Raw genomic sequence first — 13843 nt, 5'->3', positions numbered from 1 at the left:
TCCATCAGGTGGATGCCGCCCGCAAGCGCGAGGTCCTTTGACGCGACGCCCCGCGACGGGCACCACGCTTGCGCCACCAGATCAGCAGGCCGGTGACGGACAGACCGGCCACCAGCAGCCCCACAACGCTCATCACCACACGCCCGACCGTCCCGAATATCCGCCCGGAGTGCAGCGGCAGCTGCAGTTGGGCAAACACATCGGCGGCCGTTCCCACCCAAGGCTCATTGGCCGTGAGCACGCGCAGATCCCGTCCGTCGATGTAGAGGTTGGACAGGCTCATGTTGCTGGCATCGCCGCCCACGCTTCGGTCGAAGAAGGACACGTTGTAGAAGCCGTAGCGGGCGTTGTAGAAGATGCCGCTCATCGGGGTGGTCCAGCCCCGGCGTGCGGCTTCCTGCCGGGCGGTGTCCATCACGGCCTCGAATCCGTGCCGCGCTTCAAGCACTGTTCCCAACGGCGCCTTTGGCAGATGGCTTTCAAGGCGAGGCGTTGTCTTGGACACCAACGACAGCATCGGGAAGAACACCTCCTGCCTCAGATTCAGTGAAAACGAAGTGAAGGCCAGGACGATGAGAACGATCCAGATCCAAAGCCCGACCGCGCGGTGCAGATCAAAGTGAAGCCGATAACGGGTGGCCCCTGCCTTGATCCTCCAGGCCGGTGCCCACCGGGCCATGAAGCGCCGCACTCCCGGCGTCAACGTCTGCGTGCGGGGCCTGGCCGGCAGGGTGAGATACAGCCCCACCATGCTGTCCAACAGCCAGATCAGTGCAACACCCCCCATGATCCAGTAGCCCCAGCGGTCACTGCCCCGGAACGGTGGCACATGCAGGGTGTAGTGCAGCTTCCTCAGGAAGGGCATGAGGTTGCGCGTGGACAGCGATACCGCGCGGGAATCCCGTCGGCCCAACACCTTCGCCGTCACCGGATCCACAAAGACCTGGTTGTAGTCCAGAGTGGGCACGCGGCCGGTGGTGGGGTCCTTGAGCGCCCGCACGAAGAACACGGCGGAGTGGCCTTCCTCATAGCTCAGCGACCAGTAGGTGGGCACCACGCGGGAATCCCAGCGCTGGATGGCTGAGGCCATCTCCGCCGCTGGGCGATAAGGTGCTCGGCTCGCCACCCGGTACAGGTCCGGGTTGAGCCATTCGTCCAGTTCATGGTCCCAGGAAATGATGGCGCCCGTCAGGCCCGCCATGAACAGGAACAAGGCCGTGATCAAGCCGGCCATGCGATGAACGGCCGTCCAGAAGGCGCGGGCACGCGGCGTGGCCCGGGTATGGGCAAGGGCGCTGGTCATGGTCGATCGACTCGGGTGATCAATAGTCCAGCGAGGCGTTCAGGCTGAACGATCGCGGGGTGCCGAGCACCAGATAGCCGCTGCCAGGGTAGCCCCCCGACGAGGCCCAATAACGTCGATCCGCTACGTTGTCCACCCGCGCGCGTAGCGTGACCAGATGGCCTGCGGCCTCGAACTGATAACGGGCGCCAAGATCGAGACGCGACCAGCCCGGTACCGCCAGCGTGTTGGTGGCATTCGCATACACGCCGCTGGTTGCGATGATTCGCGCGTCCATGGAGACGCCCTGCAGTCCGGGAATCTCCCATTCCGCTCCCAGGTTCAACATGTGACGCGGCACGCCGATGACGCGCTTGCCGTCCGTCGTCGCGCTGCCGGTGCTGTCCTGCCTGGCGTCCAGCCAGGTGAGGCCGCCCAGCAGCTTCAGGTGGGGCACCGGCTCACCAAACGCGGTCAGTTCAACGCCTTGATGGCGATCCTGCCCCTGGGCCACGAAGTCCTTGGTGTCCGTCACGACGCCCCGCGGCTTGTCGGTCGTGAAAAAGGCCAAGGCCCCTCCCAGCCGATCCCGCTCGAACTTGAATCCAAGCTCCTTCTGCCGGGACACGTAGGGGTCCAGCATCTTGCCGATGGCCGCCGTCGCGGTGCTGGGCGCGGTTTCGCCCTGTGTCAGGGCTTCGATGTAGTTCGCATAGGCCGAAACCGATGGGCTCCACTTGAACAGCACCCCTCCCATGGGGCTGGTCCGGCTGCGGTCGTAGGGCGCGGCAGGTGCGCCGGTGTTGTAGGCGTAGGTGCGCAGGTCCAGGAACTGGTGCCGGACCCCCACGGTCAGGCGAAGCCTTTTGTCCAGCATCACCAGCGTGTCCGCGATCGCCGTGCTGCGCAGGCGGCTCATGCCGGTGGTGGCCGGATCTTCCAGGCGGTTGTTCACCGAAATCAGCACGGGCAGCGGGGCCGTCCCCTGGTCATACAGACCGGTGGCAATCAGCCGGGGGTTGGCACTGGTGGTGGACACGCCATACGCGGCGCGCTTGTCGATGCGCAACACATTCAGGGCAGCGGTGAGTTCGTGACGAACCGGCCCCGTCTGAATCAGTCCTCGCAGACCCACCTCGCCCGTCCGGACACGGTCCTCCCGTGTGTTGTCAAAACGGGAGGTGGTTCCCGCTCCTGTGGCGCCATTGGTCAGGGTGAGATTGGCGAGGGAATTGGCTTCGTCGCTGGACCGGGCACCAACGGCCCACCAGGCCGTCCAGCCCTGGCCCAGCCAGCGATCCAGGTCCATTTCGCCACGCAGCGTGCCGAACCAGTCGCGTTCATTCGAGTAGCTCCAGGGCTGCGCCCAATTCGCCGCACTGTCCGGTGCCTTGGGCACCGCCGTGACCGTGGCGCCCAGCGTGACATTGGTGCGCGTACGTTTGAGCTTGTGGTCCTGATAACCGACGTCGGCCGACAGCCGCAGGTCACGGCCCCGCCAGTCCAGTCCGATCGAACCCATGCCCAGGTTGACCGACTCCCGATCCACCGCCGTGTCACCGGCGCGGGAAGCGACATTGATGCGGACACCGGTGGACTGGTCAGGTCCAAAACGCCGGGCGACATCCACCGCCAGCACCGTTTGTCCGCCACTGGCCGTGCCCACCGTCAATTGCTGGATGGCCTGGACGGGTGCCCGCTTGGGCAGCAGATTGATGGAGCCGCCAATCGCGTCGCTGTTGGGGGTAGCGCCGTTGAGAAAGGCCGACGCGCCCCGCAGCACTTCCACCCGCTCAAACAGCTCGGCAGAGATGTATTGACGTGGGAGCAGTCCGTAAAGGCCGTTGTAGGCGACGCTATCGGAATTGAGGATGAATCCACGGATGAAATAACTTTCCTGGAAATTTCCGAAGCCTCGCGCCACACGAATCCCAGGATCATTCAGAAGCACGTCACCCACGCTATGGGCCTGGGTGTTCTGGATCAATTCACTGGTGTAGGACGTGGTGTTGAACGGTGTGTTCATGACGTCCTGATTGCCCAGCAATCCCACCCGCCCCCCACGCGCCACCTGTCCCCCGGCAAACGACCGGGTCAGGCCGCCCTTCGAAGCGTCGGCACTGGCCTGGATCAACACGCGCGCAAGGGGACGGGGCGCCTCTGGCGTCCCTGCGGGGCTCGGGGCGGATGCGGCGGATGCGGCCGATGCCGGGGCCACGACTTCGGCCCAGGCCGGAGCGGCCCCAAGCACGGCCCACACGCCCAACACCACCGGACGCAGCGCCCCGGAGGCGCCCCAAGAATCACGAATCTGAGACATGAACACCCAATTCACCAATAGGAACTATTCGCAATTGAGTCTAAGGGAGAGGGTGTTGTGAGGCGCCATCACCTGCCTCTCCCAAGTGGGAGAGGCGCATGGCGGACAGATCGGCAAGGGGGGCGGCCGCAGCGCAGCCGGCGAGGCGGGGCCCGTCTCAGGCCGCCTCTGCGCCTGGGGCTCGGGGACGCCCCTTGCGGGCTGACGTCTTGGGGGCTGCGGTGACGCCCTCCGACAGCATGGGCGCATGTGCCAGCAGGCGCTCCAGCCGCTCCATGCGGTGCCGGTGCAGCGTGGTGATGGCGTAGAAGTTCTCCCGCAGTTGGGTGGAGCGCGCCACCGTGACCAGCACCCCGGTCCGCAATTCATCCTGGACCACCACCTCGGGCAGGACCGTCAGCCAGCCGCTGTCACGCGCCACCAGCCGCAGCATGGCCATATCGTCCACTTCCGCGCGCAGGCGCGGTGCCACGCCCGCAGCCACACACAAGGCATCGAACTGCCCCCGCACTGTGTGCCGGGCTCCTGGCAGGGCCAACTCCATGCCACCCAGGTCTTCCGGCATGCGCAGCGAGCGGCCCCTCCATTCGGTGGCCGCGCCCACCAGCGAAATGGCCTGACTGCCAAGGAAACGGCAATGCAGCGGCCGGTCAGGGCTGGCCGGTACCGCTTCATTCGCCAGCACCACATCGAGATGGTGTTCCAGCAAGCGCGCCATCAACTCTCCCAACTGGCCCGATTCCAGCGAGAGCGTGACCGTCGGGTCGGTCAGCAGAGGCCGGATCCAGTTCTCCAGATAGTTGCGCGACAGCGTCGCCACACTGCCCACCCGCAGCCGCTCCATGCCTTCACCATGGCCTTGCATGCGGCCCAGCAGTTCACGCCCCAGGCCGAAGATGTTTTCGGCATAGGCCAGCACCAGTTGGCCCTGGTCCGTCAGCAGCAGGCGGCGCCCGCTGCGCTCGAACAAGGGCTCACCGAGGCGGTCCTCCAGTTGGCGGATCTGGCTGGACAGCGCGGACTGGGACACATGCAACTGATTCGCCACCTGCGTCAGATGCCCGGTCTTGGCCACCTGCCAGAAGTAGAAGAGATGCCGGAAGTTGAGCTGCTCGATACCGATCATTCTGTTTTTCAGATCATTTGATTCTGATCATTGAATTTTACAGAACGTGTTCATGCATGCACCATGCCGCCCATTCCGACATGGATGCGATCCGATGACCTTCCCCAGCCTTTTGCTTGCCATCAGCGCGCTGCTGCCTGCCGTGCTCATGGCGGCCGCGATCACCGGGCCGATGGGCGCCGCGAAGTCCCACGCAGCCTCGTCAGATTCAGCGGCCGCCATGCGTGCAGCGGCGACGGTGTGGCGACGATTCCGCTGGCTGGCGTCGGTGGCGACCGGCTGCGCTGCCCTCAGCCTGATCATGCAGCTCTCCATGCCTGCCGCCGCCGCACGCCATGTGCCGCTGGTGGCCTTCAGTCTGCCGGGCGCCTGGATCACCCTGCTGGTGCAGCTTCTGGGGCTGGCCATCGGTGTGTTCTCCTCCCGCTATTTGCAAGGTGAAGCCGGGCAGGCGCGTTATGCAGCAGCCCTGTGCGGTGTGCTGGCCGCCGTTCACCTGCTGCTGCTGGCCGACCATTGGCTGGTGTTGATCGGGGCCTGGGCGGCGGTGGGTCTGGTGCTGCAGCGTCTGCTGTGCTTTTACGGTGATCGCCCCTTTGCCCTGCTGGCGGCGCACAAGAAGCAGGTGGCCGACCGCCTGGCCGATGTGCTGCTCATCGCGGCGGCTTCGATCAGCTGGATCGAACTGGGCTCGGGATCGCTGTCGCTGCTCAGGGCACACCTGGCATCCACACCGGCCTCCACGGCGCTCCAGGCCAGCGCTGTGTGCCTGGTGCTGGCAGTGTTGCTGCGCACGGCGGTGTTGCCGATGCATGGCTGGCTGATCCAGGTGATGGAAGCGCCAACGCCGGTCTCCGCGCTTTTGCATGCAGGCGTGGTCAACCTGGGGGGCTTCGTGCTGATCCGGTTTGCGCCCTTGCTGGAAGCCGCGCCGCTGGCGCGCTGGCTGCTGGTGATCGGTGGGCTGGCCACCGCCGTGCTGGCGGGCCTGGTGATGCTGACACGCATCAGCATCAAGGTGCGACTGGCCTGGTCCACCGTGGCGCAGATGGGGTTCATGGTGATGGAGTGCGGCCTGGGGCTCTACACCCTCGCGTTGCTGCATCTGCTGGGCCATTCCCTCTACAAGGCACATGCCTTCCTGATGGCCTCCCGCGTGGTGGAAGAGACGCGTCGGGGCGAGATGCATCGTGCTGCAGCACCGTCGCTGGGGAGCATGGTCGTGGCCCCGGTGCTGTCGGGCGCATTGATCGCGGCGGTGGTGGGGCTGGTGTCGGCCTTGCTTCAAACGCCTGCCTGGCCCTGGTGGTGGTGTGCCGTGCTCGCACTGGCATGGGCGCCGTTGCTGTGGCTGCCAGGCCCGGGGCAGCGCGGGGACGGTACGTGGATGCCCGCTCTGATTCGAGGTGGGCTGAGCGGCGCTGCGATGGTGCTCACACTCTGTGCCGCCGCGCTCATGGGGCATCTGGTGCCGCTGGGTGTCCACGACGCCCCGAATGCCGCCGCCGGTGGACTCGCACTGCTGGGCATGGCCCTGTTCTATGCCTGTCTCGTGATGATGCAGTCGCCGGCTGAGACGCTCGCCCGCTGGCGACGCCGAAGTTATGCCGGCTTCTACATCGACGAATACGTCACCCGCGCCACGCTGCAATGGTGGCCGACGCGCTGGACCCGCGTCGCCTCCCCATGATTCGCCTCCAGGAGCTCCAAATGAACACCACCCCCCAAGCCGGGCCATCGATCGAATCACCAGTGGATGAAGGGACTCCCGGAACGCCGGCCCCTGCGCAGGAAGGGGAGCTTGGTGGGGCGCTTGGTGGGGCGGTTGTCCAGACGATTGGCCCGACGATCGAGCGAGGCCCCAGTCACTGGGCCGCTGTCGACACCCGTGTGGAAGCCGCCTGCGCCCAGGCGTGCCGCACCATAGCCCCGGCCTGGCCACTGGACCGTGCCATCGCCGTCAACCCGCACTGGGAGCGCATCGGACGCACCGTACGCCAGGTGGCCGCACGCATGGCGGTGCTGGGCGACATCCAGGTGTTCCCCTCGCGGGAGTCCCTGCTTCGGGCCTGGCAGCAAGGACGCATCACCGAGATCGACCTCCAGCAGGCCCTCGCACACAACACCGATGCCCAGTCCCTGCACATTTCGCCTGCCGATTGGGTCAACGCCCTCGCCCAACCCCAACGCTTGCCGCGTCTGCCGCTGCTGATCGACATGCTGGATGACGACCCGCAAGGGCGCTCCCGCCTGTCCTGGCGCCAAGCCATTACGCATCAGCTGAGCCAGACCTGCGCGGCCTATTTCGATGACCATCAAGCCGATTGGCAGCCGCAGCGGGACGGCGGGCTGTATGCCTTCTGGCGGGACACCATCGCGCACGACCACGGCATCGGGGTGCTCATGGGCCTGCCGGACATTGCTCGCGGCATCGAGGTGCTGCCGAGCACGCGCGCGCAGGCGGAACGTTGGGCACTCCAGCGCCTGGGGCTGCCAGAGGAAGCCTGGGCGGACTATCTGGAATCCGTGCTGCTGACGGTGAATGGCTGGGCCTCCTGGTGCGCTTATCTGGCTTGGGACGCGCGGCTGCAGGGCCGCGAGGACCAGCACCTGCGGGACCTGCTGGCCATCCGGCTGGCGTGGGGCGCCATTCTTCTGGAATGTCGCGACGATCAGGCGGCGCAGCAGGCCTTCGCCGCCGTGCAGGTCGCCTGGGAGCGGTCGCAGGACCTGCTGAAGGAGGCGGAATCGAGGCTGCTGGTGGATGAAGTGTGGCAGAGCGCCTTGGAGACGGGCTACCAGCGGGAACTGGCCCGGCGGCTGCGGTCTGTGGCGCCCGCCACTGCCGGCGTGGACGATCAAGCTTCGGCCGCTCCACACATTGAAGTGCAGGCCGCCTTCTGCATCGACGTCCGCAGCGAACCGCTGCGCCGCGCCATCGAGTCCGCCTGGCCTGCCGTGCAGACGCTGGGCTTTGCGGGTTTCTTCGGGCTGCCCATCCGCTACACGCCCCTGGGGACTGACCTTCAACGCCCGCAGTTGCCCGGCCTGCTGGCCCCTGCCCTCGACGTCACGGAGCGGATCGCTTTCAGCGAGGCCGATTTCGGCCCGACGGGCCACCCCCTGCAGTCTGCGGCCATGCGCCAGCGGCAGCACCGCCTCGCCTGGACCCATCAATGGAAGGCAGGCACCCGCTGGCCGACGGCCGCATTCTCATCGGTGGAGGCCATCGGCCCCGCGTATCTGACGCGGCTGGTGCGGCTGCTTCGTCCCTCCTCCAGGACGCGCCAGTCGCTGGATGGCGAAGGGCTGGCAGCCCGGTACCGCCCGGTCTGCCGTCCAGCGCTGTCCGGATTGGATCTGGACACCAAGCTGAGCCTGGCCCACCGGGTGTTGCGGGCCATGTCGCTGGGACCGCCTGCCGGGCCAGTGGCCCCGCTGGTGCTGCTGGTGGGCCATGGCAGCCAGAGCGCCAACAATGCGCAGTCGGCCGCGCTGGACTGCGGGGCCTGCTGCGGACAGTCGGGCGACGTGAACGCCCGCGCTTTGGCCCGGCTGCTCAATGATCCGGACGTGCAGGCCGGTCTGCGCGCTCGCGGCGTCCCGCTGCCTGCTGAGGTGGCATTTGTCGCCGCCCTTCACAACACCACCACGGACGAGATCGAAGGCTTCGACCTGGACCTGCTGCCGCCCCGCGCTCGCGAACGCTGGGGACGCCTGCAGCCGGTGCTGGCGCAGGCCGGTGATCAGGTGCGGCGCGAGCGCGCCGCAAGCCTGGACATCAACCCCACACTGCCCGCCCCGGCCCTGCTGGACCGGATGCGGCGACGTGCGAATGACGTGGCACAACTCCGACCGGAATGGGGCCTCACCGGCAACGCCGCGTTTGTCATCGCCCCACGCAGCCGCAGCCTCGGCGCCCGACTGGATGGGCGCGTCTTCCTGCATGACTACGACGCCCGTCAGGATGCGGATGGCAGCGTGCTGGAACTGCTGATGACGGCGCCGATGCTCGTCACCCATTGGATCAACTGGCAATACCACGCCTCCACGTGCGACCCGCAGCGACTGGGCAGCGGCAACAAGCTGCTGCACAACGTGGTCGGCGGGCGGATCGGGGTGTTTGAGGGCAATGGGGGTGATCTGCGCATCGGTCTGGCGCGGCAGTCCCTGCATGACGGCATTCAGTGGCGGCACCAAGCTTTGCGACTGACGGTGGTGATCGATGCTCCGAGCACCGCCATCGAGCGGGTGGTGCAACAGCATCAGGTGGTCCACCAGCTCGTGAACAACGAGTGGCTGCATCTGTGGCGATTTGCCCCAGACGGCCGCTTCCAGCGTTATCTGCGCGGGGCGTGGACCTTCATCGCTGACTGAGCGGTGCGCATGACCCAGCCGGTGCGGGCAGTGGCCCGGGAAATGACTGCACGGCCAAGGCGCTTGCGGGAGCGATCGGACCGACGCAGCGGACCTGCGCCTGTACAGTCTGTCTGCGGAACGTGCAGTTGATCCTTGCCAAAAGCGCATTCGTCACCCGGATGCCTTGGCCAGGATCGCAGGCGCCTACAGTCACGCATCTTCAAACCTTTGAACACCCCTGACATGACCACTCGCATCATGCCCGCCACCGTGCTGGCCCTGCTCACCACCGTGCTCTGCAGCGCCTGCGTCTTCGCCCCCACACCCGGTGCAGACACCGTCGAGATCACCAAGATGAGCGAACAGGCCAGCGCCACTTGCGGTGCCGGCAATGTGAAAGAAGTCAGCCGCAAGAGCTTCACCTGCAAGTGAGAATGACGAGAAGCCCCCAGGAGGCGCGGATGCAGGCACAACCGGTCTTCTCGACGGCCGGCCGCTTCGCCCTGCCGCCGGCGCGTGGTCACGCAACCCAGATCATCCATCGCCTGCACGGGGACCGTGGCCCCGTGATGGCGCCCTCACCCTGCGTTGAAGGCGCTGCCCAGCGACGAGCGCGGGAGATGAACGTCATGCCGGGCCTCTTCCCGCACCTCTTCCCGGACCTGGCGCATGCGATGGATGGCCGTGTCGTGGAGAAGATCAGGCGTGATCTTTCGCCCCCCCAACCCGCGCAGGCGGGGGTTTCTGCGCCACAGCCAGGCGGCAGCGAAGCCACCGCTCGGCACGGCACCCCGCAGCCGTGATGGGCACGTGTTTGCAGGGCGCTGAAGTCCGCCATGGATCGGCCCCGGGAGTCCCATGACTTACGTCGTCACCGAGCCCTGCATTCACTGCAGGTATACGGACTGCGTCGCTGTCTGCCCCATGGAATGCTTTTTGGATGCGGGCGGGATGCTGGTCATCGATCCGAATGGCTGCATCGAATGCGCCATGTGCGTGCCAGAGTGTCCGGTGGACGCCATCGTCCACTTGAACGAATTGTCTCCGGATCAGTCGGTGTTCGCTTCGATCAATGCCTTGCGCAGCCAGGCCGCAGACGCAAAGCCAGTCAGACAGAAAGAAGCCGCGCATCCGGACCACGCCAGCTGGTCCAAGGTTGCGATCAAACGCCATCTGCTGAAGGCGCTGCCGACTGATTCAGACCGCTGATGCCAGGAAAGAGAAGATGAGCGCCTAAATCACCGGCATCGCCGCCAGCGTGTTGTTTCCAGCCGGGGCCTTGGCGCCGAACAAGCAGAGCGATTTCAAGCTGTCGGGTGCCACGCTGCGCGCGGAGTCGTATCGGGGCTCACCGGCCTTCGCGCTTCGGGTGCCGTCGTCCTCGTATCAGGACCCGACCGGAGAGCGACTGTCCGACCGCAACGTCATGGCATGGCTGCCCATCGATTTCGGCCATGGTTCGATTGAAGTGGACATCACCAGCGACCTGGCGCCGGATGCTCCCGACGATGCGAGGGGGTTCGTCGGCTTCGCCTGCCGGATGGATGAACCAGGGCGGCGGCGTCGGTGTGTGGATCGAATCAGGGACCATTGCCCCTAGTCGGCATCTTCGGGTGGTTCACGAGAACTGAGCGTGCCTGAGGCCGTCGCTCTGATCGGGCGACCGACGGGTGCGAATGCCCCCTTCCTCTGGTGAACTCGACGGACCGTCACCACCCGAAGCGATATGGCGGATCCCGAGGCACGCCGCAACAGGCGGTTGCAATGGCGCCTGCTTCCAGGGGCGCCGAGCAGGGTTGGCCCCGAGGGTGAGAGTCGAAGTGTCTGTTGAACTTGTTCCGGCCGCCAAGCCCCTGATTGCGAAGGCATCAGGGGCTTTTTGATGTCCCGCCAAGGTCTCAGCACTTTGAAGCTCCGAATTCAGCATCCCGCCGATAGCGACGGCCCAGGACTGGCACTACCTTCGCCTCATCGCACTGCGGTCCAGCCCCATGAAAAACTTCGATGCCCGGTCGGTGACACACACGCGTGAGCCTGCCGCATCCGATCCAGCCGCCCGGACGCCACGGCGAGCCGCCACACCAGCCCCGACCTTTGAAGACGCCGTCAATGGCTCTGCGCGCGTGATGTCGCAGGCCTTGACCCTGCAGGCGCTCTACAGCGGCACCGTCCAGCGAGAGACATCCGGAGAAAAAGAGCCGTCAAAGGATGAAGATGATCAGGACAAGCGTGAAGAGCCTGCGCGGCAATTGACCCTGTTCTTCAATGGCCAGGATCACTTCGACCTGCTGGTGCCGTCGTCCCGATCTTCGGACGTGACCATGGGCCCCAGAGAGTACTACCGCCGGATCAAAATCATCGGTGACGGCGCCTGCATGTACAGCGCCTGCCTGAAGTCGCCGGTGGTCCGGCGGGCGATCGCTCAGAAGGCCCTGGGCGGCGTGATCGATCCCAACCGTGTCGACCTGCAACAGTTGCGCAGCATCATTGCCCAGACCTTGAATCAGGAGGAATTCCGGCGCCGCATCGTCACCGCGATTCAAGGGATAGCGGCAGCCCTTCGAAACGGGAACGAGCCGATCGGGGCCCCACCGCAGATCATTTCCGCCATCCTGTCAAAGACGGGCAATTCATCCGAACCGCTGGATGAGCATGAGGCCGAGCAGCTGTATGGACAACTGGTCGACGCTTACATCAATGCCGTCGAATTTTCCCAAGAGATGTGGGGTGGGCAGTTGGAGCTGTCGGCGTTGAGTTCCACGCTGGGCATCGATATACAGATCATCGAGCCGGTGGAACAGGGCGAAGGCCCGGCACATTGGCGCGCCACCACCATTGGAAATGGGCGAGCCCCTCGTGTATCGCCCAATACGGTCAACAACGAATTCATACCCTTCGCCAGCACCGAAGGCATCATCACCGAGGATGGCGAGGATCCGGAGCAGTTCCTCGCGTTCTTTGCCGAGGGACGATCCTTGAAAGAATCGAACCAGGGCGAACAAGCAGAAAGGACACCGCAAAAATTAGACGTCCCCCCCAGCAAGCGGAGCTCCCCGCGCACCTCCTACCCAAGCACCTCAAGAATCAGAACGCTCTCGGATCTTCCGCCGGGGGGGAGTACGAGCTCCCCGCAGGGATATCAGGTCTTCGTCCCGCCCGGAAAAACACTTGTGAACGGTGGCAGCCAGACATCAGGATCCACCACAGGTCCCGTCGTTCGACGTGACGGCTACACCGTTTTCGTGCCGCACAACCGCGAATTGCAACCGCCGTCCACGTCGCACACGTCCTCGAGTGGCCTGATTCGACGCGACGGGTATCAGGTGGTGGTGCCACCGGGTCGGCATTTGAATACAGCCCCCAGCCTATCCACGACGGATGACGGCAGAGGCATCATCCGCAGGGACGGCTACACGATATTTCCACCCAGCAATTGGGCGACGTCAACGCAGGATCAAGAGTCAGTCGAAACACCCAAAGCGCCCTCCAACATCCGGGGACTCAAGGACCTCCTACCCAAGCCGTCACGCACCGAGGAGAGGGATCCGGGCCGTTTCGGTCATGACACCTCTCGCGGCGGCGGGAATGGCGCCCAACCTCGGGATGGTGGCTCCACCACGCTCACCGAGACGGAGCACCCCAAGGATTCGCGTTCCATCGCTCGCCTGTTTGGCCTCGGCGGCGACGATCCATCATCCAGCCACACCAAGGCCAACAGCGACGATGAGGCGGTCCACGGACAGGCTAACACCCAGGTGCTGCATCTGTCCCCGCCGTCGTCGACCTCGTTGTCGCCGGTGGAGCCGCAGGGAGACAAGGAGGGATCAGCCCCGCATGATCTGACCATTGGGCCGTCTGAGCCCCTGGACCTGATCGTTCCGCAGCCGGAACAGCAGTCTCAGTTGCAGTCTCAGTTGCAGTCTGAAGGGCAGCCTGGAGAGCAACAAGAGAAGGAGCCAGAGGAGCAGCTAGAGAAGGAACAAGAACCGAAGACGGAGCAGCCGCCAGAAGTCCAGGTTGCACTTCCCAACCAAGGGTCTTGGGAGGAACGTCGCCGGGAGGAACTGCGGCTTGAGCGCTTGGCCAGGCAGAAAGAAGAGCTGCAACGCAAGGCAAATGCCGAGAGAGCCATTCGCACGATCAAGTACTACATCGACATGATTCAGCGAATGCTCTTCAGCGGGCGATATGGCGACGATTACGAGTCTCTGGTGCGATTGCTGAGCAAGGTCAAAGAGCCGCTGAGTCATCTGTACAACTACGGCGCCGCCGACGCGTCCGTCCAGAAGATCAAGGAGTACATCACCGCGCTGGTGACCCGTGAGCTCGCGCAGATCATCCACAACAGGGCAGAAGGTCAGAGGACCGGTGGAGAGGACGGTGTCTGGACTGGCGACATCAATGAAATCTTGCTAACGGCGTGGATCCTTGACCATGAGGCCCACGGCATGTCGGCCAGCAATGCAGCGCAGGTCGCGCGCGGCATCATTGCCCACAATGGAAAAACCAGTGGCGGCGGCACCAACTTCAAATATGAGGGTCACACCGTCTTCCACATTTCCCATGGCAAGAACGGCAAGGCCGACGGCTGCACCGTGTTTTTCATTGTGACCAAGAATGGTGTCTGCATCGTCGGTATTGGCGCTCATGCCGGGTCGTCGTCGTACACGCTCGACTGGACGGTGGGCGATTGGAACGGCGGCAAGAAGGTCATTCAGTTGTGACCCGCTGGGAGCGTCCAGGCGGACCACCTTGA

Annotated in this window: 10 protein-coding genes; 7 read left to right on the top strand and 3 right to left on the bottom strand. The window is 65.0% G+C overall.

The annotated features are described in order from the left end of the window. Positions 1 to 4 precede the first annotated feature (4 nt). The 3 genes from OU995_RS08900 to OU995_RS08890 all read right to left on the bottom strand — a co-directional run bounded on the left by OU995_RS08900 (position 5) and on the right by OU995_RS08890 (position 4725). On the bottom strand, positions 5 to 1303 hold the full coding sequence (locus tag OU995_RS08900; protein WP_267835166.1) for a PepSY-associated TM helix domain-containing protein: 1299 nt from the start codon (positions 1301 to 1303) through the stop codon (positions 5 to 7). A gap of 19 nt (positions 1304 to 1322) precedes the next feature. Continuing rightward, complete coding sequence (locus OU995_RS08895; RefSeq protein WP_267835165.1) at positions 1323 to 3602, bottom strand: TonB-dependent receptor; 2280 nt, start codon at positions 3600 to 3602, stop codon at positions 1323 to 1325. A gap of 157 nt (positions 3603 to 3759) precedes the next feature. Continuing rightward, positions 3760 to 4725: a LysR family transcriptional regulator gene (locus OU995_RS08890; protein WP_267836217.1), complete on the bottom strand. Its 966-nt coding sequence runs from the start codon at positions 4723 to 4725 to the stop codon at positions 3760 to 3762. 97 nt (positions 4726 to 4822) lie between these two features. On the opposite strand from OU995_RS08890, the gene OU995_RS08885 reads away from it, so the two are divergent. From OU995_RS08885 to OU995_RS08855, 7 genes are all read left to right on the top strand, one after another. After that, positions 4823 to 6418 (top strand): NADH-quinone oxidoreductase subunit L, encoded by a 1596-nt coding sequence (locus OU995_RS08885; RefSeq protein ID WP_267835164.1) that lies wholly within the window; start codon positions 4823 to 4825, stop codon positions 6416 to 6418. Between the two features lie 20 nt (positions 6419 to 6438). Further along, entirely contained in the window at positions 6439 to 9105 is a 2667-nt protein-coding gene (locus tag OU995_RS08880) for a YbcC family protein (RefSeq protein ID WP_267835163.1), read from the top strand. 225 nt (positions 9106 to 9330) lie between these two features. Further along, positions 9331 to 9519, top strand: a complete 189-nt coding sequence (locus OU995_RS08875) for a hypothetical protein (RefSeq protein WP_267835162.1) — start codon at positions 9331 to 9333, stop codon at positions 9517 to 9519. 2 nt (positions 9520 to 9521) lie between these two features. After that, positions 9522 to 9890, top strand: coding sequence for a hypothetical protein (locus OU995_RS08870; protein ID WP_267835161.1), 369 nt, complete (start codon positions 9522 to 9524; stop codon positions 9888 to 9890). Between the two features lie 148 nt (positions 9891 to 10038). Then, positions 10039 to 10296: a 4Fe-4S dicluster domain-containing protein gene (locus tag OU995_RS08865; RefSeq protein WP_324288730.1), complete on the top strand. Its 258-nt coding sequence runs from the start codon at positions 10039 to 10041 to the stop codon at positions 10294 to 10296. A gap of 70 nt (positions 10297 to 10366) precedes the next feature. After that, positions 10367 to 10687, top strand: a complete 321-nt coding sequence (locus OU995_RS08860; protein WP_267835159.1) for a hypothetical protein — start codon at positions 10367 to 10369, stop codon at positions 10685 to 10687. Positions 10688 to 11078: 391 nt separating this feature from the next. Then, a complete protein-coding gene (locus tag OU995_RS08855; protein WP_267835158.1) occupies positions 11079 to 13811 on the top strand; it encodes a hypothetical protein in 2733 nt (910 codons plus the stop codon). Positions 13812 to 13843: the final 32 nt, after the last annotated feature.

The organism is Roseateles sp. SL47 (assembly GCF_026625885.1).
GTDB lineage: Bacteria > Pseudomonadota > Gammaproteobacteria > Burkholderiales > Burkholderiaceae_C > Roseateles.
The sequence above is the reverse complement of the archived record's forward strand: the minus strand, read 5'-3'. Positions and strand labels throughout refer to the sequence as shown.

Coding starts and splice junctions, on each gene's coding strand:
- OU995_RS08885 (WP_267835164.1), top strand. CDS start 4,823: ATGACCTTCCCCAGCCTTTTGCTTGCCATCAGCGCGCTGCTGCCTGCC.
- OU995_RS08875 (WP_267835162.1), top strand. CDS start 9,331: ATGACCACTCGCATCATGCCCGCCACCGTGCTGGCCCTGCTCACCACC.
- OU995_RS08870 (WP_267835161.1), top strand. CDS start 9,522: ATGACGAGAAGCCCCCAGGAGGCGCGGATGCAGGCACAACCGGTCTTC.
- OU995_RS08865 (WP_324288730.1), top strand. CDS start 10,039: ATGCTGGTCATCGATCCGAATGGCTGCATCGAATGCGCCATGTGCGTG.
- OU995_RS08880 (WP_267835163.1), top strand. CDS start 6,439: ATGAACACCACCCCCCAAGCCGGGCCATCGATCGAATCACCAGTGGAT.
- OU995_RS08900 (WP_267835166.1), bottom strand. CDS start 1,303: ATGACCAGCGCCCTTGCCCATACCCGGGCCACGCCGCGTGCCCGCGCC.
- OU995_RS08855 (WP_267835158.1), top strand. CDS start 11,079: ATGAAAAACTTCGATGCCCGGTCGGTGACACACACGCGTGAGCCTGCC.
- OU995_RS08895 (WP_267835165.1), bottom strand. CDS start 3,602: ATGTCTCAGATTCGTGATTCTTGGGGCGCCTCCGGGGCGCTGCGTCCG.